This is a genomic window from Fusobacterium perfoetens (genome assembly GCF_021531595.1).
Classification (GTDB): domain Bacteria; phylum Fusobacteriota; class Fusobacteriia; order Fusobacteriales; family Fusobacteriaceae; genus Fusobacterium_B.
This window is the reverse complement of sequence record NZ_JADYUD010000002.1, coordinates 16,456-38,257: the sequence shown is the minus strand read 5'-3', so window position 1 is coordinate 38,257 and position 21,802 is coordinate 16,456. Positions and strand designations below refer to the sequence as shown.

Here is a 21,802-nt window from a genome sequence, read left to right as displayed (position 1 = left end):
CATGTTTGAGCAAAGCGAGTTTGTCATTTTTAGTGAAGCAAACAATATAAATAGCAGATATTTTTTATAAGAAATTTTATTTTAATATTTTATTTTTTTTAATATTTTATTTATATACCTCAGTTGCATTATCTATCTCTCTTCCTAGAGCAGCTTTCATAGCAACAACAGCAACTTCAAGCTGACTTTTATCAGGCTCTTTTGTTGTAATCTTCTGAAGAGCAAGCCCTGGAGCTGCAAGTATTTTTACCCACCATTTATCTAAATGGTTGCTTGAATATCTCTGAAGTTCATAAGAAATTCCAGCTATAAGAGGCATCATTCCCACACGAAGAGCTATTTTAAGCCCTACTCTTCCAAGATGTGTTACAGGAACAGGAATAATGAAATCAAGAATACTGAAAACAATAATTGCTGTAAGCATTACTATCAAAAGAAAACTTGTCCCACATCTTGGGTGAAGAGTGGTATATTTTGCAGCATTGTCTGCTGTTAAATCCTCTCCATTTTCATAGGCATAAATTGTTTTATGCTCTGCTCCATGATACTCAAAAACTCTTTTTACATCTTTTGAAAATGAAATTCCCCATATATAAATCAAAAAGAATACTAATCTTAAAACTGCTTCCATAAGATTTGCATGTATTCTGTTTCCTTTAAAAATAAATCCTCCAATAAGAGATGGAAGAACTATAAAAAGTCCTATTCCTAGAGCAAGAGAAACAACTGTTGTCATTACAGCCTCCTTATTTGAAAGCTGTTCCTCTTCATTTTCTTCACTTTGATTTGCAGAAAAAGTAAGTTCTTTTATTCCCATTACAAGAGAATCAAAAAGAACTACAGCTCCTCTTATAAAAGGTATCTTTGTAAATTTTGTCCTTTTATCAGAAAATACAGTTTTCTTATAAACTATATCTCCATTTGGTTTTCTCACTGCCGTTGCAAGAAGAGAGCCATTTCTCATCATAACACCTTCAATAACAGCCTGTCCTCCTACATTAGCACATTTTTTTCTTTCCATATATCTCCTAACTTTTTCACTCTATATTTTTTATTATCACAAATGTCAAATCATCTACCTGAGGATAATCTCTTCTGAAAATATTAATTTCATTTAAAATATTTTCTTTTATAGTATCTACATCATTATATCTGTTATCATAAATAACCTTTTCAAGTCTTTCAAATCCAAATAGCTCTTTATTTGGATTTTCAGCTTCAGTAATTCCATCTGTATAGTAAAGAACTATATCTCCTTTTTCAAGTTTAAGTTCTCCCTGTTTATAATTATATCCCTGCATAAATCCTATTGCAACACCTTTTACAGAATGAAGTTCAACTTTATCTTCTTTTGCTCTGTAAACAATAAGAGGATTATGACCTGCATTTGAATAAGTTAAAATTTTTGTTTTATTATTAAAATTACTATGAAGCATTGTAATAAACATATCCTCTGTAATATCAGGATAAATAATTTGATTAAGATTTCTAAGATTATCAGCAGGACTCTGTCCTTGTCTTTCAAGAGTTTTTAAAATAGAACGACCTAATGCCATAAGAAACGCTGCTGGAACTCCTTTTCCACTTACATCTGCTATAGTAATTGATACATTTTCATCATCTTTTACTGTATAGTCATAATAATCTCCCCCAACTTCTTTTGCAGGCTCAAAATAATTTGCAATTTGAAGTCCATAAATATTTGTAATATTTTTAGGAAGAATTGTTTTTTGAATTCTTGAGGCAACTTCAAGTTCTTGTGAAATTCTTTCTTTTACTCTAAGGTCAGCATATATTTTAGCATTATTTATTGCTATTGCAACCTGAATAGTAAGAGCTGATATTGTTTCCTCATCATTTCCTATAAATTTAGCTTTGTCTTCTATTATAAAAATAACTCCAAGTTCTTTTCCTTTTACAAGAAGAGGAGAAACAACTATAACTTCATCTTCTGAAATCTGAAAACCTTTTTTCAGTTCTTCATATACTCTTTTGTAATCTTGGTATGTAAATTTCTGAAGAATTTCAATAGGATATGAGACCTCTCCTTTGAAATTTACATTTCCTCTTGTCTGCTTATTAATAAGTTTACCCTCTTCCCATAGATAAAGAGAAACTTTTTTTGCTCCTGTAAGAACAAAATAAGCATCTAAGATAATATTTATAATATGGTCAAGTTCTACTATAGAAAGCACTGTTCTTGAAAGAGAGTTAATATTTGAAAGATTTGTTACCCTTGTTTCAAGAACTTGATTACTATATTCCAATTTTTTTGATTTATCAACAAGAGCATTATAAGTAACTTCAAGTTCTTTTCTGTACTCTCTAAGCCCATCTATTGAGTTATCAAGTTCCAAATCCTGCTTTATTATTTTATGAAGAGTTTCAATATATTGTTCTTTCAGCTCAGGAGGTATTTTATCGTAAAGCTTTTTTTCCTTAAGACTTTTTAAAATTTTCTCCATTGTATGTATGCTTTCTTTTTCCTGATTTCTAAGAAGTACAAAAAATATTCCTATTAAAATCAGTACAGTTATATATATTGTCATTTATATCCTCCAGCTAAGAATTGTTATGCACCTAAAGGTCTCTTTGGAACATATTTTTTTCTGCCAAGAAGAACAGATATTTCTGTCTGCTCATCATCTATGACAAAGTTTGAATAGTTAAAATTATCAATTTCTTTTATTTTTACATTAAATTTATATCTTCTGAAATAACTTAGCTCTTCTTTTCCTTCTCCGTCAAAAAATACAACTGAACCCTTATCTACAGTATACCCTATATATTTATTACTTTTTAAAACAATAACAGGAGGCAAAATTTCTCCTTCATGTTTTACTGCATTTTCTTCCATTTTTTCACTATATTTTTTTAAATATACCATATCATCTTTATAGTTTTCTAAATCATTTGTATTTTCAACTGCCACAAGAAAATCTTTTTTCTTTTCTGAAAGAATTTCTTTTAAACTTTCTCTTTCCTTTATATATTCAGCAGTTAAAGTTCTTTTATCATATTCTGTATAGAAGAAATTTTCTTTATATTCTTTTTCTTTTCCAATAAGAGAAAGAATATAGTAATATTGTTTGTTTAAATATTTTTGAATTTCTCCCCCATTTAAAGGAGTTTTTACAAAATAAGTTTCTTTATCTATTATTTTTTTATCATTTTCATCTATAAAAGATGCTGACTTAAAAAAAGCTCTCTCTATTCCTATTCCTTCATCATTAAGAATGCTTTCAACATCATCATAAAGAGATTTTGGAAGAATAAAATTAACATCATGACTAAGTCCTTCTGCACCATTTCTTAGAAAATTTTCAAATTTAGACATAAACATAATTTTTTCTTCCTGCTTTTCTGGATATTTTATTTCATACATATATAATGTATATTCACCTTGAGGAAGATTTTTTTCAAAAGTTACTCTTTCACTTTTATCTTTTCTTAAAACAACATTGTCACACCCTGCAAAAAGAATAAGACAAAACAAAATATAAAATATTTTTTTCATTATTCCCCCTTATTTAATGTTTCCAGAAGAAGAATTGCTGTTTTTTCTGGAATTATAAGTTTTAAATCATCAAGTGATGCTTCTTTTATGTTTTTTACAGAACCAAACTGCTTTAATAATTTTTCTCTTCTTGCAGGACCTATTCCTTGAATTTTATCAAGTTCACTGCTTATAACCCTTTTACTTCTAAGTTTTCTATGATAAGTTACACCAAATCTATGAGCCTCATCTCTTACTCTTATAAGTATCTTAAGCCCCTCTTCAGAATGAGAAAAAGCAAATGGCTCGTTATTTCCATATTTATAAATAAGCTCTTCTTTTTCTGCAAGACTTAAAAGATCAGAAATATTGTCTTTTCCCAAACCTCTTAAAACTTCTCCTGCAGCATTTATCTGCCCAATTCCTCCGTCAATAAGAATAACATCAGGAAAATCTTTTGGTTCAAGTTTACTATATCTTCTTGTTATAACTTCTCTCATCATCTGAAAATCATCAGGAGTATCCTTACATCTTATTTTAAATTTTCTATAATTTTTAGGAGAAGCCTTTCCTTCAATTGAAACACTCATTGAAGCAACTGCATCTTTTCCCTGAATATTTGAAATATCAAAGCATTCTATAATTCTTGGAAAATTTTTCAGTTCCAAAACTTTGTAAAGTTTGGCCATTCCTGATTCTATTACAGATTTTTTATCATAATAGATAATTATATCCTTATTAAGATTTAAAAGTGCCATATTAAGAAGTTCTTCTCTTCTGCTTGCAATCTTTGGAAAGTGAAGAGAGACTGCTTTTCCTTTTTTTATCTTAAGCCATTCTTCTACTATTTCCTTGCTTTCAGTATATTCAGGCTGAAAAATAATATTGCTTGGAATCGGATGCTTTGAATAAAATTCACTTACAATATTTTCAAAAATATCAGAATATATTTTTTCTTCTGTTGAAATATTAAAAGAAGTTTTTCCTAAAAGTTTTCCTTCTCTCATATTTAATACACAGATGAAAATCATATTTCCTTCTAAAGCAAAAGCAAATACATCTTCATCAATATCTCTTCCATATTCTGTAACCTGATTATTTACAGCTTTTTCTATTTCATTTTTTTGTTCCCTATATGTTATAGCCTTTTCAAACTCCATATTTTCAGAAGCTTCTATCATTTTTCTGTTAAGTTCTTTTATAATTGAACTTCCCTGTCCTTTTAAAACTTTCATTGCATTTTCTACATTTTCTTTATATTCAGCTTCTATGTTTTTAAAGGTACATGGAGCAGGACAAAGTCCCATATGATATTTAAGGCATGGTCTTAAGGCTATTTTTTCCATATCTTTATTGCAGTCTCTTATTTTAAAAATCTTTATAAGAGTCTTTAAAAGAAACCATGCTCCCTGAGGATAAGGGCCAAAATAATCACCCTTTTTAGGATCCAAAGCTCTTGTTGTTCTAATTATACTTATTTTAGGAAATTTTTCTTTTGAAAATTTTATATAGGGATATGTTTTTTCGTCTTTCAAAGCAATATTATACTTTGGCGAATATTTTTTTATTAAATTATTTTCAAGAACAAAAGCATCTATTTCGCTATTGCATACAATAGTTTCAATATCCTCTATATTTTTCACAAGGTTTATTGTTTTTTCATCTTCATGTTCCCTGTTAAAATATGATGATACTCTCTTTTTTAGATTTTTAGCTTTTCCAACATAAATAACTTTGTCCTTTTTTTTCATTAAATATACTCCTGGCAGTTCAGGAATATTAAATTTTTTTATGTCCAGTGGTGTCGCTCTCCTTCTCTGTGACTTATATATACATCTGCACTTTCAAGATATGAAAGTTCTTTTGCTATTCTATTTACAAAAGCAACTGATCTGTGTTGTCCTCCGCTGCAGCCTACTCCAATTGAAAGGTGCTGTTTTCCATCTTTTTTATATAGAGGAACCATATATTTTATAAGGTCAATAAATTTTCTATAAAGTTCTTCCGACTCAGGAAAACTCATAACATAGTCATAAACTTCCTTATCATTTCCTGTTTTAAGTTTTAATTCTTCAATATAATAAGGATTAGGAAGAATTCTTACATCAAACATAAGATCAAGATCCAAAGGAACTCCATACTTAAATCCAAAAGACTGAACATGAATATTTATTCCATCCTTTCTTTCAGAAACAGCAAGCTCTTTTATCTTATTAGAAAGCATTTTACTTGTATACTCACTTGTATCTATTACAACAGTAGATCTTTCAAGAACCATATTCATAGCTTCTCTTTCTCTTTTTATACTTTCTAAAAGAGTAGGAGCTGCAAAAGGATGTCTTCTTCTTGTAAGATTATATCTATTTAAGATAACATCATCTGAAGATTCAAGAAATACCATTTCATAGTCAACCTTTAAACTTTCAATACAATTAAGAAGAAGAGTGAATTCTTTTTGAGAAGAAATAGCACGGTTATCTATTCCTAAAGCAAGTTTTTCAATATTAAGTTCACTTTCTCCCTTTTCTAAGTTCTGCAACAGAAAAACGGCTATTTGACAAAGAACATTGTCCATTGTAAAATAACCTGAGTCTTCCAGTGCCTTCAGAGCTGTTGTTTTTCCAGCCCCACTTAACCCTGTTACGATAACTAATTTCATATGTATCCCCTCTTTGATAAAAACAAATTAAAAGTTTTTTCCCCTAACAAGTTATCTAAATTATACTAAATTTTTCATAAAAAAACTATGATTACTTAATATTTTCATATATTTAAGCGTAAAAAAGAGGCTATTGCATTTTCTAATTTATAAAAATAAAATTTTATCTTTATAAATTTGCAATAGCCTTAATTTTATTAATTTTTTGTAAGTTGTTATTTTTGAAAAATACTAAAAACCACTTTTAAAAAATTTTTTAATATATGTTTTATTCTTTTTCTATTTTTCATCTCTAAATAAGAAAAACTACCTATAGAAGTTCTTCTGCTGATATTCATTTTGTCCCCCTGACACCTAACTATTTTTATAGATATAGTATATCACTAAAAAAAGTTTATCGTCAAGAATTTTTAAAATTAAAAAATATAGAATTAATTATACCATCTTATCTTTGAAACAGTTCCTTTATTTGAATAAGTAATTACTTTTTCAACTTTTTTATCACTGCTGTATTCTGTCCAATCTCCTACTTTTTTATAATTTTTATAATTTCCTTCTTCCTGAATATTTCCATTTTCCCAGTATGTTACAAATCTTCCTGTTCCATTTTTTATTTCATTCTGATCTACAAGAAGTCCATCTTTATCATACCATTCAACTATTCCTTCTATTCTTCCGTTTTTATATGGTGTGATTGATCTTACTTTTCCGTTTAAATGATAAGTTATCTGATCTCCATCTTTTTTCCCTTCAGAATATTTTTCTCTCATTCCTACAGTTCCATCGTTTCCAAACCAAACTTTATCTCCATCAAGAACTCCATTTTTATACTCTTCAAAATACAGAAGATGTCCTGCATATCTTATTGAAAATATACCTGTAAAAAGAGCTTCTTCTCCTTTTACATATGCTTTTTTATTTTTATTTATTCTTTTTTCTTCAATATTTACTTCTCTTGTCCCTGGTTTTATCTCTTTTTCTTCTATCTGAATAAATTTTTCTTCTTCATATTTAAAAGCTTCTTCAGGTTTAATCTGTTGATTTGTACATCCTGCTCCTATAATTATGCACAGCATTACAAATAATTTTTTTAAATTTTTCATCATTTTGTCTCCTAATAATTTTTCTTGAACAGTATCTTATTATATCATGGTCTTACTTAAATATTCAAATCAATAAAATAAAGTTCTCTTGGATTTTTTTATAAATAAGATTTTAAATTTCATCTTTCCTTAAAAAAACCTTTTATGGAATTTCTTTAAAGAAAGTGTTAGAATATAGAAAAAGATTATTTTAAGGAGGTTACTTATGGAACCAGTTCTAGTTTTTGGTCATAAAAATCCAGATACAGATTCTATATGTTCAACTATCGCAACTGCATACTTAAAAAACGCTTGTGGGACAGAAGCGGTCCCATATAGACTTGGAAAAATAAATAAAGAAACAGCTTTTGTTCTTCAAAAATTTGGAATAAAAGAACCTGAACTTCTTAAAACAGTAAGTGCTCAAATTTCTGACCTTACCCATGTAAAAAAAGAAGTTATAAATGTAAATGATTCTATTCAGGAAGCTCTTGATCTTATGACAAAAGAAAATTTTTCAAGTTTTCCTGTTGTTGATGAAATGGGACATTTAAAAAATATGATTCATATCTCTGATATAGCCAATACATATTTAAAAATAGATTATTCTGATCTTTTTTCTAAATACAGCACAACATATGAAAATCTTATAGAAGTCCTTAATGGAAAAATAATAAGTGGAGTTTATCCTTCTGGAGAAATAAATACAAATCTTAAAGCTATTTCGGAACTTGATACAATAGAAAAAGGTGATGTTGTAATAACTACATCAATGGCTGATGGTATAGACAGACTTATAAAAGCAGGAGCAAAGGTTATAATCGTATGCTGCAAAGAAGATGACTTTATAAGTCCTCGTATGACTTCTGAATGTGCTGTTATGGTTGTAAACCACTCTCTTTTTAAAACTATATCTCTTATCAGTCAGTCAATTTCAGTAGGAGCAATTCTTCAAAATAGAAATTTCTACAGCTTTAAAAAAGATGATTTCCTTCATGAGATAAAAGATATAATGAAAGATTCAAATCAAACAAACTTCCCTGTTATAGATAATGACGGAAAAGTTTATGGAACTATAAGAACTAAAAACCTTATTAATTTTACAAGAAAAAAAGTTATTCTTGTTGATCATAATGAATTTTCACAGTCTGTTGCAGGACTTGGAGATGCTCAAATTTTACAAGTTATAGATCATCATAAATTTGCGAATTTCCAAACAAATGATCCTGTAAAAATAACAGCTGAAGCTGTAGGATGTTCTTCAACAATAGTTTATTCTCTTTTTAAAGAAGCAGGAGTTGTTCCCCCTAAAGAAATTGCAGGAATAATGCTAAGTGCAATAATCTCTGATACTCTTCTTTTCAGATCTCCTACTTGTACTGAAAAAGATGAAAAGACTGCAGAGGAACTTGGAAAACTTGCTGGAATAGAAGATATTTATAAATATGGTATGGAAATGCTTATTGCAGGAACATCTTTTGATAATAATACACCTCCTGAAATATTAAATCTTGATAAAAAGGAATTTAATATGGGAGGAACAAGCATGGCTGTTGCACAAGTAAATACAGTTGATGTAGAAGGACTTCTAAAAATGAAATCTGACTTTGAAGCAGCTATGAATGCTGAAATAAAAGCAAATGGATATGATTTATTCCTTTTTGTTATAACAGATATTATAAATTCAAACTCTACTCTTCTTGCTTTTGGTGAAAAAACAAATCTTGTAGAGCTTGCATTTAATAAATCTCTTACAGGAAATGAAATGCTTCTTAAAGGAGTTGTTTCAAGAAAGAAACAAATACTTCCTTTCCTTATGGCTGCAACACAAAGCTTATAATTATAAAACTGCTGCATAAAAAAATTATAAAATTTTCTCAAACTAAAGAAAAATTTATAGTTTTGCAGCAGTATTTTTTTGCTATTCTATTTTCAAAACAAACTATCTATTTTCAGGATTTTGTGATAAAATAATAATAAATTGAAAAAATCAGGTGAGGTTTAATAATGTTTTTGCCTACAACTTCAGAAGAAGTAAAAAAATTAGGTTGGGATTCTCTTGATGTAATTCTTATATCAGGAGATACATATATAGATTCATCTTATAATGGTTCAGCCCTTATAGGAAAATGGCTTTTAAAAAATGGATTTAAAGTGGGAATAATTGCACAGCCAGATATAAATTCCCCTGATGATATTACAAGGCTTGGAGAACCAAAACTTTTCTGGGCTGTATCAGCAGGTTGTGTTGATTCAATGGTTGCAAATTATACTGCCACTAAAAAGAAAAGACATAAAGATGATTTTACTCCAGGAGGAGAAAATACAAAAAGACCTGACAGAGCTTCTATTGTCTATACAGGCCTTATAAAAAGATTCTTTAAAAACAGTAAAACTCCTATTGTTCTTGGGGGAATAGAAGCAAGTTTGAGAAGAATTGTTCATTATGACTACTGGTCTAACCAGCTTAGGCGTTCTCTTATTTTTGATGCAAAAGCTGATATTCTTTCATATGGAATGGGAGAAAAATCTATGCTTTCCCTTGCAGAACATATCCGTGATGGAAAAGACTGGAAAAATATAAGAGGGTTTGCATATATTGCCAAAGAGCCTAATAAGGAATATATAACAATTCCTTCCTTTGAAGAATGCCGTGAAGATAAATTTAAATTTATAGATATGTTTAATATTTTCTATAAAAACTGTGATTCTGTTACTGCAAAAGGACTTAATCAGAAACATGGAGACAGATGGCTTATACAAAATCCTCCTTCAGAAAACTTTTCATCAGAACTTTTAGATGAAATATATGGAATGGATTTTGAAAGAGATGTTCATCCTTATTATAAAAAAGATGGTGTTGTAAGAGCTCTTGATACAATAAAATATTCTCTTACTACACACAGAGGATGCTATGGTGAATGTAATTTCTGTGCTATAGCAATTCATCAAGGAAGAACAGTTACTTCAAGAAGTGAAGATTCTATTATAGAAGAAATTACAAATATAACAAAAGATAAAAAATTTAAAGGAAATATTTCAGATGTAGGAGGCCCTACAGCAAATATGTATCAGATGGAATGTACTAAAAAGTTAAAATATGGTGCTTGCTCTGATAAAAGATGCCTTTACCCTGAAACATGTCCTGCACTTAAACCAAATCATAAAAGACAGATAGACCTTCTTAAAAAATTAAGAAGTGTTCAGGGAATAAAAAAGATTTTTATTGCTTCAGGTATAAGATATGATCTTATTCTTGATGATCCTCTTTATGGAGACAAATATCTTGAAGAAATTGTTGCACACCATGTCTCAGGTCAAATGAAAATAGCTCCTGAGCATACTGAAGATAAAGTTCTTTCTCTTATGGGGAAACAAGGAAAAGATTATTTAAAGGAATTTAAAAATCGTTTCTACAAATTAAACAAAAAACTTGATAAAAAACAGTTTTTAACTTATTATTTAATAGCTGCACATCCTGGATGTAATGAAAAAGATATGATGGATTTAAAAATTTTTGCCTCAGAAGAACTTAGAATAAGTCCTGAGCAAGTTCAAATTTTCACACCTACTCCATCTACTTATTCAACACTTATGTACTATACAGAAATAAATCCTTTCACAGGAAAAAAACTTTTTGTGGAAAAGGATAATGGGAAAAAAGAAAAGCAAAAAAATATTATTATCCCAAAAGATTATGCTCCTTCCAAAAATTCAAGAAAAGGAAACTCTCAGGAGAAATCTTATTCAGGCAGCACAAAAAATAAAAGTTCTAATAAAAAATTTAAAAAAAGTTTTAAATAGAGATACATACTACCTTAGGTATTTTTATTTAATAAAGGAGGTAAAATGAAACCAATAGTTGCCATAGTAGGTAGACCTAATGTAGGAAAATCTACACTTTTTAATAAACTTGTAGGAGACAGGGTTGCCATTGTTGATGACCAACCAGGTGTTACAAGAGACAGACTTTACAGAGACACTGAATGGAGTGGAAAAGAATTTGTCCTTGTTGATACTGGAGGACTTGAACCAAGAAATAATGACTTTATGATGTCTAAAATAAAAGAACAGGCAGAAGTTGCTATGAATGAAGCTGATGTTATTCTGTTTGTTGTTGATGGAAAAGCAGGACTTAATCCTCTTGATGAAGAAATTGCATACTATCTTAGAAAGAAAAATAAACCTATTATTCTTTGTGTAAATAAAATTGATAACTATCAAAACCAACAAGAAGATTTATATGACTTCTGGGCTTTAGGATTTGATAATCTTATAGGAATATCAGCAGAGCATAAAACAAACTTAGGAGATATGCTTGATCTTGTTGTTGACCTTATTGATACTGTTGAAATGCCTGAAGAGGAAGAAGGATTAAAAATTGCGATAATAGGAAAACCTAATGCAGGAAAATCTTCTCTTGTTAATAAACTTTCAGGAAAAGAAAGAGCTATTGTAAGTAATATTGCAGGAACTACAAGAGATGCTATAGACACTCCTATTGAATTTGAAGGAGAAAAATATGTTCTTATAGATACTGCTGGAATCAGAAGAAAATCAAAAGTTGAAGAAGCTCTTGAATATTATTCTGTTTTAAAAGCTCTAAAAGCTATAAAAAGAGCTGATGTATGTTTCTTATTATTTGATGGTAAAGAAGGACTTTCTGAACAAGATAAAAGAATTGCAGGAATCGCTCACGAAGAAAAGAAACCTATTGTTATTGTAGTTAATAAATGGGACTTAATAGAAAAAGAAAAAAATACAATGAAGGAAATGAAAGAATATCTTTTAGCAGAACTTCCATTCCTTTCATATGCTCCTATTGAATTTATATCTGCTCTTACTGGTCAGAGAACTACAAGACTTTTTGGTATAGCTGATAAAATTTATGAGGAATATACAAGAAGAATTTCTACTGGACTTCTTAACACTGTAATCAATGAAGCTGTTATTATGAATCCACCTCCTACAAGAAAAGGAAGAGTTACAAAAATTAACTATGCTACTCAGATTGCAACAGCTCCTCCAAGATTTGTATTATTCTGTAACTATCCAGAATTAATGCACTTCTCTTATTCAAGATATATTGAAAATAAACTTAGAGAAGCTTTTGGATTTGAAGGTTCGCCTATTGAAATTATCTTTGAAAAGAAAAATCAAGAAAGAAATTAATAATATATAAAAGAGGTTATTGCATTTTCTAATTTATAAAAATAAAATTTTAGAATATTAAAAATATTTTTGTAATTTATGAAGTGAGTTGAACGCTAAAAAATGACACTGTCTGAACGAAGTGAGTTTGTCATTTTTAGTGAAACGAACAATATAAATAAAAAATATTTTTACAAGATAAAATTTTATTTTATAAATTTGCAATAGCCTCTTTTTTATTTTTATTTTTTTAGACAAAAAATATAGAGAAGAGGGATGAAAATTTCACCCCTCCTCTCTATAAAACATTAAGGGAAAGTTTATGAGATAAATATCTGTATTAAAGATATTATACCCTTCTGACGATATCCTTTCCTTAAAAGTTTAAAAATTTCTTAAATTTATTTTTTGTATTTTTTATTTTTCTATATAATCTATGTTTTAACATAGCCATACAGCTGAAAAAATTTTCTATATAAAAAATTATAATTTAAATAATAAATCTTCATATACAGGGAATGGCCATATAGTTTTTTCACATAAAAGTTCAAGAACATCTGCCCATTCTTTTAAATGTTCTAATCTAGGTACAACATGGAAATGATAGAATTTTGCTCTTTCATATTCATCATGGATACTTACTGCTTTTGCATAATCATTTTCAAGTTCTGCAAGTGATGTTCTTAAATGAATTTTTGCATTAAGGACTTTATTTAAATGTCTCTTATCTCCTTCAATCATATCCTCGTTTTCCACTCCTATAGCTTCTCTTATACTATTTATAGAAGTCGCAATATTATTCATATATCTCATAACAGCAGGATAAATTTCATTTCTTGCCATTCTTATTGCAGTAGATGTTTCAATATTAAGTTGTTTATTATATCTTTCTGTATAAACAACAAAGATTGAATTAAGTTCTGCCCTGCTTAAAACTCTGTTTCTTTCAAAAAGAGCGATTGTTTCTTCTTCAATGTAAGTAGGAAGAGCTTCTACAGTATTTCTAAGATTTTTAAGTCCTCTTTCTTTAGCAGCTTCAACCCATGATTCATCATATCCATTTCCATTGAATATTATTTTTTTATGTTTGTTGTATCTTTCTTTTACAAGCTTTATTATTTCTTGTTTCATCTTATTTTTGTCTTCTGTATTTTCAAGAATATCAGCATATTCTCCAAGAACATCTGCAACAATAGTATTTATAATAAATGTTGGTGTTGAAGGAGAAGCACTTGATCCAGGCATTCTGTATTCAAATTTATTTCCTGTAAATGCAAAAGGAGAAGTTCTGTTTCTGTCAGAAACATCTTTAGGTATTTTAGGGAAGTTATATGCCCCTAGTTCTATCATAGTCTGCTCATGAGTTGCAGTATTAATTTTTCCTATATTTTCAAGTATATCCTGAAGCTGTTCTCCTAAGAAAATAGATATTATTGCAGGAGGTGCTTCATGTCCTCCAAGTCTGTGATCATTTCCAGGTGTTGCAGTTGAAACTCTTAAAATATGAGAATATCTGTCAACAGCTTCTATAACTGCTGTAAGGAATACTAAAAACTGAAGATTATCTTTAGACATATCCCCTGGATCAAAAAGATTTTCACCAAGATTTGTTGATAAAGACCAGTTACAATGTTTTCCTGAACCATTTACTTTTGAGAAAGGTTTTTCATGAAGAAGGGCTGCCAGTCCATGTCTGTCTGCTACTTTTTTAATAACATCCATTGAAAGCTGATTCTGATCAACTGCTACATTTGCAGTTGCAAACATTATTGCAAGTTCAAACTGATTTGGTGCAACTTCATTATGCTTTGTTTTTGCCATAACTCCAAGCTGCCATAATTCAGAATCAAGTTCTGCCATGAATCTTTCAACTTTTTCTTTTAAAGTTCCATAATAATGGTCATTCATTTCCTGACCTTTAGGAGGAAGTGATCCAAAAAGAGTTCTTCCACAAAGCATTAAATCCTGTCTTTTTTCCCAAAATTCTTTCTCTATTAAGAAATATTCCTGTTCTACTCCAAGAGTTACTTCAATTTTAGAAGTTTGAGTATCTCCAAGAGCTCTTTTTACTCTAAGAGCCTGTGCAGTTACTGCATTTATAGATCTTAAAAGAGGAACTTTTTTATCAAGAGCTTCCCCGTTATAACCTATAAAAGCTGTAGGTATATAAAGAGATTTAGCCTTTTCAGGTCCTCTTAAAAACATTGGAGATGATAAATCCCATGCTGTATAACCTCTTGCCTCAAATGTTGAACGAAGTCCTCCATTAGGGAAAGAAGAAGTATCTGACTCACCTTTTATTAATTCTTTTCCTGAAAACTGAGAAAGAATATTTCCGTCTGAAGAAATAGATATAAAAGATTCATGTTTTTCAGCCGTTAAATCTGTAAGAGGCTGAAACCAGTGAGTGAAGTGTGTTGCTCCATTTTCTGTTGCCCAGTTTTTAGCAGCATTGGCAATTACTTCAGCTACAGAGATAGAAAGTTCTTTTTCTCCTCTTTGAACAGCTTTAAATTCCTTAAATATTGAGTTTGGAACTCTGCTTTTCAATTCAAGTTCAGAGAAATGAAATTTTCCAAAGATTTCCAGCATGTTATTCATTATTAAAAACCTCCTGATATATATAAAAAATAAAATTGTAATCAAGATTAAATTGTAACTGCAACAATATAAATTAACATTATAAGTTTATTTATGAAAAATTTTACCATAAAAACTTATCTATTACAATGAAAAATAAAAATATGACATAACAAAAGGTCAAAATAAAATATTTTAAATTATTTCAACTAAAAATTGAAAAAAACGCTCAAATAATATATAATTTAAAGAGCCTAAGGTAAAAAAAGGATTTGGTTAAAAATGGAGAGAATATACGGAAAAAGTATATATGAAGGTATAGTAATTGCAGAACCCTATTTAAAAGGTAAAAATAACCTTGAAATAGAGTCTTTTTCTGTTTCTGAAGAAAATTTGGATAAAGAGATTGAAAGATATGAACATGCAGTTCAGAGAGCAAAAGATAAACTAGCACATCTTATGCACGATTTAAAAGGGAAAGTTGCTGAAAAAGATCTTCAGATTCTTTCAGTTCACTTTATGATGCTTGATGATCCTATGTTCAAAGATGAAATTAAAGTTTCTTTGAAAAAAGACAAGATAAATGTTGAAGAGGTTATCAAAAGAACTGTAAGCAAATATTCAGAAGCTTTTAAGAAAATGAAAAATCCTCTTTACAGACAGAGAGCTCTTGATATTCAGGATATAGGAGAAAGACTTTTAGAAGCTCTTGCAGATAATGAAAGTGTTTATGATGCATTAAATGGAAAAATTTTAATTGCACATGATATTCTTCCTTCAGAACTTTTAAATATTTTTAACAAAAAAATTGATATAAAAGGAATTGTAATGGAGTATGTAGGTGAAACATCACATACAGCTATCCTTGCAAAATCTCTTGAAATTCCTACTTTCATGGGAGGAATTGACATTCTTAAAGAAGAATGGGGAGAATATATAATTCTTGATACCTACAGTGACAATCCAGTTGTTGTCACTAATCCTTCTGTTGAAACTTTAAGAGAATACAAAATTCTTCAGGAGGAATTTGAAAAAGAAAAAGAGGAAATAAAAGAAACTCTTAATCTTCCTTCTGTAACTCTTGATGGAACAAAAATAAGTCTTGAAGTGAATGCTGGACAGGAACTTGATAAAAATATGCTTAAAAATGTAAATGCTGACGGTATAGGACTTCTAAGAACAGAATTTATATACATGGAAGGGACAAAACTTCCTGAAGAACTTGAACAGCTTGAATTTTATGAAGAAGTCAGCAAAAGAATAGGAGATGAGAAACCTCTTATTATCCGTACTCTTGATATAGGAGCTGATAAAAGTCTTCCATATTTTAAAATGGCTCATGAACAAAATCCTTCTCTTGGAGAAAGAGGATTAAGATTTACGCTTCATAAAAAAAATATTTTAAAAACACAGCTGAGAGCAATCTTAAGAGCCAGCAAAGATAAGAGCATTAAAATAATGCATCCTATGGTTACAAACATAGCTGAAATTGAAAAAGTTCTTGAACTTACAAAAGAAGTTAAAGAAGAACTTAAAGCAGAAGGAATAGAATATAATGACAAAATAGAAACAGGAGTTATGGTTGAAGTTCCTTCAGCAGTTCTTATGGCTGATAAAATGTGTGAGTATATTGACTTTTTCTCTATAGGAAGTAATGACCTTGCTCAGTACATTCTGGCAACTGACAGATTTTCTCTGAAAGAAAACAATCTTTATGACTATTATGATCCTGCTGTATTAAAAGCTGTTAATATGGTAGCTGAAGCAGCTAAAAAAAATGGCAAGGGTATCTCTGTCTGCGGTGAAATGGCAGGAGAACTTGTAGGAATAGTTATACTTTTAAGTTTTGGAATAAAAAATCTTAGTATGTCTGCTGTCTTTATACCAAGAGCTAGAAATCTTGTAAGAAAAATAAAGATGTCTGACCTTGCAGAAATTAAAAAAGCTGTTTTAAACTGCAAAAATTCAGATGAAGTAAGACATATAGCAAGAGAATATATAAAAAAATTATAAAAGGGAGATGTATCTATGAAAAAAATAACTGTGCAGATAAAAAATAAAGCGGGACTTCATGCAAGACCTTCATCTCTTTTTGTACAATTGGCTTCTACTTATGATTCTGATATAAAAGTCAGATTTGAGGGAGAAGAAATAAATGGTAAAAGCATAATGGGACTTATGCTTCTTGCTGCTGAACAAGGAAGAACTCTTGAACTTGAAGCAGATGGGCCTGACGAAGATGAAATGCTTAACGCACTTAGAATTCTTGTAGAAGAAGATAAATTTGGTGAAGAATAAATGGAAATTAAAAGAGCTGAAAAAATGGGATTCTGTTTTGGAGTAGCAGGGGCTATAAATCTGTGCAACAAAATAGCAGAAGAAAAAAATTTTCAAGGAAATTTATTTATTCTTGGAATGCTTGTCCACAATAAAAATGTTACCTCAGATATGGAAAAAAAAGGATTTAAGACTCTTTCAGAAGAAGATTTGAAAGAAGAAAAAATAAAACTTAATAAAAAAGATACAGTAATTATCAGAGCACACGGGACAACTAAAGAAATTTATGATATACTAGAGAAAGAAAAAGTAAAAATCTATGATGCCACTTGTGTGTTTGTGGAAAGAATTAGAAAAGCACTAATTGAAGCTGAAAAAAATGGAAAAAAAATAATTTTTATCGGAGACAGATATCACCCTGAAGTAAAAGGTATAGTTTCTTTTGGAAATGATGTAACAATAGTGAATTCTTTTGAAGAATTTACAAAATTTTCTGTTGATAAAGAAAAAGAATATTGTCTTTTAACTCAGACAACTTTAAATAAAGAATTATTTTTCAAAATAAAAGAATATACAGAAAAAAACTATAAAAATATAGATATATTCAGCAAAATATGTGGAGCTACATACGAAAGACAAAAAGCAGTGGAAAAACTTGCTGGAGAAGTTGAGATGGTTTTAATAGTAGGGGATAATAAAAGTTCAAACACTAAAAAACTTTATGAAATTTCAAAAAGCGTAAATGAAAAAAGCTACCTTATACAAGACAAAACCGAATTAAACAGCTCTTGGTTTAACGGCATAAAGAAGGTAGGAATAACTGCAGGAGCATCAACACCGGAAGAAATAATTTTAGAGATAGAAAAAGAAATAAGGGGGACTTTTGATGACAAACATGGATTATAACGAATTTGAAGCACTACTTAACGACTATCTTCCAGAAGAAGGAAACACAGGAAGCAAAGTAGTAGGAACAGTAGCAAGCAAGGAAAGAAACTTCGCATACCTTGATGTTCCAGGACAAATTACTTCTGTAAGAGTAAGAGCCGAAGAAGTTGCTGATTACAACATAGGCGATGAAATAGAAGTTATGCTTGTAGGTGAAACTCAAGACGGTGAGTTCATTATCGGTTCAAGAAGAAAAATTGAAATGGAACAAGGTTGGGAAAAAATTAAAGAAGCTTTTGAAAACAAAGCTGAAATAACTGGAAAAGTTGTTAAAGAAGTAAAAGGAGGATATATTGTTGAGGTATTCTCTCATCAAGTATTCCTTCCAAAATCTCTTTCTGAAACTAAAAAAGGTGAAGATATAGTTGGAAAAACTGTAAATGTTTTAGTTAAAGAAATAAAAGAAGATAAAAAAGGTAAAAAAGTTACTGTATCAAGAAAAGATATTACAATGATGCAAGCTGACAAAGAATTCTCTGAATTAAAAGAAGGAGAAGTTTTAGAAGGTGTTGTAACTGAAATACTTCCATTTGGTATAGTTGTAGAAATCGGAAATCTTAGAGGATTCATCCATATTTCTGAAATTTCTTGGAAAAAAGCTGAAAAAATTGAAGGATTCAATCTTGGAGACAAACTTCAAGTTAAAGTTATTGGACTTGAACCTGAAAAGAAAAATGTAAAACTTTCTTTAAAAGCTCTTGTAAGAAATCCTTGGGATATAGCTGCTGAAACTATAGCAGTTGATTCTGTTACAGAAGGTAAAGTTACTAAAATTTTACAATATGGAATCCTTGTAGAAATCATGGACGGAGTTGAAGGACTTATCCATATTTCTGACTTCACATGGAACAGAAAGAAAATCAATGTAAACGACTTTGCTAAAGTAGGAGATATTGTAAAAGTTAAAGTTCTTGAATTCAAACCTGAAAGCAGAAAATTAAAACTTGGAATGAAACAACTTTCTGTTGATCCTTGGGAAAAAGCTGAAGAAAACTACAAAGTTGGAACTAAGCTTTCTGGTAAAGTTGCAGAAATAAAACCTTACGGAGTATTTGCTGAAATTGAAGAAGGAATAGATGTATTCATTCATCAATCTGACTTTGCATGGGTTGGAAGCAAAAAATTTGAAAAAGGAGATACAGTTGAATTTGAAGTAATTGAACTTGACCTTGACGAAAAGAAAATCAAAGGAAGCATAAAAGCTCTTGAGAAAAGTCCTTGGGAAAAAGCTATGGAAGAATACAAAGTAGGAGACATAGTTGAAAAACCTGTTAAGAGCATATTAGAATTTGGAATGTTCGTTAAACTTGAAGATGGAATTGACGGATTTATTCCTACACAACTTGCTTCTAAAGATTTCATCAAAAACTTAAAAGATAAATTCCAAGTTGGAGATCTTGTAAGAGGTAAAATTGTTGAAATAGATAAAGACAAACAAAGAATAAAAATTTCTGTTAAAGGTCTTGAATTAGACGAAGAAAAAAGAGAAACAAAAGAATTAATTGAAAAGTATGGAGTATCTTCTACTGAAGAATAATTAATTTCTAAAATATAAATACCGATGCTAAAAAGTATCGGTATTTTTTTATCTTATTAAAACTATAAAAGTTTAGCTGCTATTTCAGCAAGAGGTGAACGCTCACCTTTAACAAGAGTAATATGTCCTGCTATTTTTTCATCTTTTAATTTATCTGCCATATAAGTAAGTCCATTTGTATTGGCATCAAGATAAGCACTGTCTATTTGGTAAGGATCTCCTGTAAATACAATCTTTGTATTTTCTCCAACTCTTGTTATTATAGTTTTTATTTCAAGAGGAGTAAGGTTCTGAGCTTCATCAATTACAATAAAAGCATTAGGCATACTTCTTCCTCTTATATATGTTAGGGCTTCAACTTTTAAAAGTCCCATACTTTCAAGTCCTGTAATAACTTTTTCACCAGCCTTATCACCTTTTACATCACTTAAAAATTCTATGTTATCAAATATAGGCTGCATCCAAGGTCTTAACTTGTCTTTTTCATTTCCAGGAAGGAAACCTAAATCTTTCCCCATAGGTATAATAGGTCTTGCTATGTAAAGTTTTGAATATTTTTTTCTTTCAACAACTTGTTCAAGTCCTGCTGCTATAGCAAGAAGAGTCTTTCCTGTTCCTGCTTTTCCAACAAGAGATACAGCTTTTACATTGTCGTCCATTAAAAGTTCCATAGCAAATCTTTGTTCCTGATTTCTTGCTCTTGCTCCCCAAGCACTTATATCTCCATTAAGGAATTTTTTTACTTTTTCTCCTATAACTCTTCCAGCTGTTTCTTCCTGTCCACATTTAAAAATAAAGAAGAAATTAGGAGTAGGAGAAAACTCTAAATTCAATTCTGATAAATCAACTTTTCCACTCTTATTAAATTTATCAAAAATATCTTTTGAAACTTCTATTTCCATATATCCTTTATCAAGATCATCATAAACCACTCTGTCTGTTGAATAATCTTCAACTTCAACACCTACAGCATCAGCTTTTATTCTTAAATTTATATCTTTTGTTACAAATATAACTTTTCTTTCAGGCTCTCTTTTCTTTACTCCCATTACAACTGCTATTATATGATTATCAATAACTTCTTTTTTCAGCCCTTCAGGAAGAAGAGAAAGGTCAGCTGTTTTTTCAACTTTAAAAAATATGTCGTCAGGAAGTTCTATTCCCTCAGAAAGATTTCCTTTTTTTCTGATTTCTTCAAGAACTCTGGATGCCATTCTTGCATGAATAGCTGTGTTTGGCTTCTGTTTTAACTTATCTATTTCCTCTATAACCTCAATAGGAAGATAGATATCATTTCCTCTGAAATTATAAATAGAATAAGGATCGTGAATAAGCACATTAGTATCAAGTATAAATATCTTTCTCATATTTTCCACCTCTTTTTAATTCGGCTTTCCTGATACTATATTATTCTAAATAAAAACAGGTTTTCCTTTTTATCTGAATAACAAAGAATTTTTTAATTTTTAGAACTTTGAATTTTTTTAAGAGTTCCTTTAATAGCTTCCTGAATATTTTTATAATTTTTAATTTCCTCTTTATCAATAAGTTTATCAATATCTTTCTTATTGTATCCAAGTCCTTCAAGAGCCATGATAAGCTCATCTTCAACACTTGTATAAACAATGTCATCTGTTTTTTCCATTGAAATAATATCAAGCTTCTTAAGTTTATCCTTAAGATCAAGGATAATCTGCTGAGCCTTTTTCTCTCCTAATTTTGGAACTTTTTTCAAAGTTATAAAATCTTCCTGAAGAACAAGACCTCTTATCATCTCTACATCAAAAGTTGACATTATTGCAAGAGCAAGGGAAACACCAATTCCCTTTACACTTAAAAGCATTTCAAAAAGATTTCTCTCTTTTGCTTCAAGAAATCCTACAAGCTTATAATCATCTTCTTTTATATAGTTATATATAAAAAATTTTTTTATTTCTCCTTCTGATACAATATCATAAGTTTTAAGTGAAATATATACTTTATATCCCACTCCATTTACATCAAGAGCAAGATACTCTGGTTTTTTGTATGCTACTTCACCTTTTAAATATTCAAACATATATTCTCCTTAC

Annotated in this window: 17 protein-coding genes; 7 read left to right on the top strand and 10 right to left on the bottom strand. The window is 29.6% G+C overall.

Annotation, left to right across the window (positions count from 1 at the left end):
• Positions 1 to 106: 106 nt before the first annotated feature.
• From I6E17_RS01265 to I6E17_RS01240, 7 genes are all read right to left on the bottom strand, one after another.
• Positions 107 to 1,021, bottom strand: coding sequence for a DUF1385 domain-containing protein (locus I6E17_RS01265; RefSeq protein ID WP_235235039.1), 915 nt, complete (start codon positions 1,019 to 1,021; stop codon positions 107 to 109).
• Between the two features lie 16 nt (positions 1,022 to 1,037).
• Positions 1,038 to 2,549: a PP2C family protein-serine/threonine phosphatase gene (locus I6E17_RS01260; protein WP_176829133.1), complete on the bottom strand. Its 1,512-nt coding sequence runs from the start codon at positions 2,547 to 2,549 to the stop codon at positions 1,038 to 1,040.
• Positions 2,550 to 2,572: 23 nt separating this feature from the next.
• Entirely contained in the window at positions 2,573 to 3,517 is a 945-nt protein-coding gene (locus I6E17_RS01255; protein WP_235235038.1) for a hypothetical protein, read from the bottom strand.
• Positions 3,517 to 5,295 (bottom strand): excinuclease ABC subunit UvrC, encoded by a 1,779-nt coding sequence (gene uvrC, locus I6E17_RS01250; protein WP_235235172.1) that lies wholly within the window; start codon positions 5,293 to 5,295, stop codon positions 3,517 to 3,519. The genes I6E17_RS01255 and uvrC overlap by 1 nt, the downstream gene beginning before the upstream one ends.
• On the bottom strand, positions 5,286 to 6,155 hold the full coding sequence (gene rapZ / locus I6E17_RS01245) for an RNase adapter RapZ (RefSeq protein ID WP_235235037.1): 870 nt from the start codon (positions 6,153 to 6,155) through the stop codon (positions 5,286 to 5,288). The genes uvrC and rapZ overlap by 10 nt, the downstream gene beginning before the upstream one ends.
• A gap of 215 nt (positions 6,156 to 6,370) precedes the next feature.
• Positions 6,371 to 6,493 (bottom strand): hypothetical protein, encoded by a 123-nt coding sequence (locus I6E17_RS09845; protein WP_268825898.1) that lies wholly within the window; start codon positions 6,491 to 6,493, stop codon positions 6,371 to 6,373.
• Between the two features lie 93 nt (positions 6,494 to 6,586).
• A complete protein-coding gene (locus I6E17_RS01240; RefSeq protein ID WP_176829130.1) occupies positions 6,587 to 7,261 on the bottom strand; it encodes a toxin-antitoxin system YwqK family antitoxin in 675 nt (224 codons plus the stop codon).
• Positions 7,262 to 7,463: 202 nt separating this feature from the next.
• Between I6E17_RS01240 and I6E17_RS01235 the strand changes: the two genes are divergently transcribed.
• From I6E17_RS01235 to der, 3 genes are all read left to right on the top strand, one after another.
• A complete protein-coding gene (locus I6E17_RS01235) occupies positions 7,464 to 9,077 on the top strand; it encodes a putative manganese-dependent inorganic diphosphatase (protein WP_235235035.1) in 1,614 nt (537 codons plus the stop codon).
• 164 nt (positions 9,078 to 9,241) lie between these two features.
• Positions 9,242 to 11,041 carry a YgiQ family radical SAM protein gene (locus tag I6E17_RS01230; protein ID WP_235235171.1) on the top strand — a complete coding sequence of 600 codons (1,800 nt, stop codon included), beginning with the start codon at positions 9,242 to 9,244 and terminating at the stop codon, positions 11,039 to 11,041.
• Positions 11,042 to 11,086: 45 nt separating this feature from the next.
• Positions 11,087 to 12,409 carry a ribosome biogenesis GTPase Der gene (der, locus tag I6E17_RS01225; RefSeq protein ID WP_176829128.1) on the top strand — a complete coding sequence of 441 codons (1,323 nt, stop codon included), beginning with the start codon at positions 11,087 to 11,089 and terminating at the stop codon, positions 12,407 to 12,409.
• A 462-nt stretch (positions 12,410 to 12,871) separates the two neighbouring features.
• On the opposite strand, the gene I6E17_RS01220 is transcribed toward der, so the two are convergent.
• Positions 12,872 to 14,989, bottom strand: a complete 2,118-nt coding sequence (locus I6E17_RS01220; protein WP_235235033.1) for a glutamine synthetase III — start codon at positions 14,987 to 14,989, stop codon at positions 12,872 to 12,874.
• Positions 14,990 to 15,250: 261 nt separating this feature from the next.
• Between I6E17_RS01220 and ptsP the strand changes: the two genes are divergently transcribed.
• Genes ptsP through I6E17_RS01200 form a run of 4 tightly spaced genes read left to right on the top strand, consistent with a single transcriptional unit; the run spans position 15,251 to position 19,730 of the window.
• Positions 15,251 to 16,981: a phosphoenolpyruvate--protein phosphotransferase gene (gene ptsP, locus I6E17_RS01215; protein WP_235235031.1), complete on the top strand. Its 1,731-nt coding sequence runs from the start codon at positions 15,251 to 15,253 to the stop codon at positions 16,979 to 16,981.
• Between the two features lie 15 nt (positions 16,982 to 16,996).
• Positions 16,997 to 17,266 (top strand): HPr family phosphocarrier protein, encoded by a 270-nt coding sequence (locus I6E17_RS01210; protein ID WP_176829125.1) that lies wholly within the window; start codon positions 16,997 to 16,999, stop codon positions 17,264 to 17,266.
• A complete protein-coding gene (gene ispH / locus I6E17_RS01205) occupies positions 17,267 to 18,151 on the top strand; it encodes a 4-hydroxy-3-methylbut-2-enyl diphosphate reductase (RefSeq protein ID WP_176829124.1) in 885 nt (294 codons plus the stop codon). It abuts the gene before it with no gap.
• Positions 18,132 to 19,730: a S1 RNA-binding domain-containing protein gene (locus I6E17_RS01200; RefSeq protein ID WP_235235029.1), complete on the top strand. Its 1,599-nt coding sequence runs from the start codon at positions 18,132 to 18,134 to the stop codon at positions 19,728 to 19,730. The genes ispH and I6E17_RS01200 overlap by 20 nt, the downstream gene beginning before the upstream one ends.
• A 62-nt stretch (positions 19,731 to 19,792) precedes the next feature.
• Here I6E17_RS01200 and I6E17_RS01195 read toward each other — a convergent pair whose 3' ends face one another.
• Both I6E17_RS01195 and ruvA read right to left on the bottom strand, forming a co-directional pair.
• A complete protein-coding gene (locus tag I6E17_RS01195) occupies positions 19,793 to 21,097 on the bottom strand; it encodes a PhoH family protein (protein WP_176829122.1) in 1,305 nt (434 codons plus the stop codon).
• A gap of 92 nt (positions 21,098 to 21,189) precedes the next feature.
• Positions 21,190 to 21,789, bottom strand: a complete 600-nt coding sequence (gene ruvA / locus I6E17_RS01190) for a Holliday junction branch migration protein RuvA (protein WP_176829121.1) — start codon at positions 21,787 to 21,789, stop codon at positions 21,190 to 21,192.
• Positions 21,790 to 21,802 lie beyond the last annotated feature (13 nt).

Coding starts and splice junctions, on each gene's coding strand:
- I6E17_RS01265 (WP_235235039.1), bottom strand. CDS start 1,021: ATGGAAAGAAAAAAATGTGCTAATGTAGGAGGACAGGCTGTTATTGAA.
- I6E17_RS01260 (WP_176829133.1), bottom strand. CDS start 2,549: ATGACAATATATATAACTGTACTGATTTTAATAGGAATATTTTTTGTA.
- I6E17_RS01255 (WP_235235038.1), bottom strand. CDS start 3,517: ATGAAAAAAATATTTTATATTTTGTTTTGTCTTATTCTTTTTGCAGGG.
- rapZ (WP_235235037.1), bottom strand. CDS start 6,155: ATGAAATTAGTTATCGTAACAGGGTTAAGTGGGGCTGGAAAAACAACA.
- I6E17_RS09845 (WP_268825898.1), bottom strand. CDS start 6,493: ATGAATATCAGCAGAAGAACTTCTATAGGTAGTTTTTCTTATTTAGAG.
- I6E17_RS01240 (WP_176829130.1), bottom strand. CDS start 7,261: ATGATGAAAAATTTAAAAAAATTATTTGTAATGCTGTGCATAATTATA.
- I6E17_RS01235 (WP_235235035.1), top strand. CDS start 7,464: ATGGAACCAGTTCTAGTTTTTGGTCATAAAAATCCAGATACAGATTCT.
- der (WP_176829128.1), top strand. CDS start 11,087: ATGAAACCAATAGTTGCCATAGTAGGTAGACCTAATGTAGGAAAATCT.
- I6E17_RS01220 (WP_235235033.1), bottom strand. CDS start 14,989: ATGAATAACATGCTGGAAATCTTTGGAAAATTTCATTTCTCTGAACTT.
- ptsP (WP_235235031.1), top strand. CDS start 15,251: ATGGAGAGAATATACGGAAAAAGTATATATGAAGGTATAGTAATTGCA.
- I6E17_RS01210 (WP_176829125.1), top strand. CDS start 16,997: ATGAAAAAAATAACTGTGCAGATAAAAAATAAAGCGGGACTTCATGCA.
- ispH (WP_176829124.1), top strand. CDS start 17,267: ATGGAAATTAAAAGAGCTGAAAAAATGGGATTCTGTTTTGGAGTAGCA.
- I6E17_RS01200 (WP_235235029.1), top strand. CDS start 18,132: ATGACAAACATGGATTATAACGAATTTGAAGCACTACTTAACGACTAT.
- I6E17_RS01195 (WP_176829122.1), bottom strand. CDS start 21,097: ATGAGAAAGATATTTATACTTGATACTAATGTGCTTATTCACGATCCT.
- ruvA (WP_176829121.1), bottom strand. CDS start 21,789: ATGTTTGAATATTTAAAAGGTGAAGTAGCATACAAAAAACCAGAGTAT.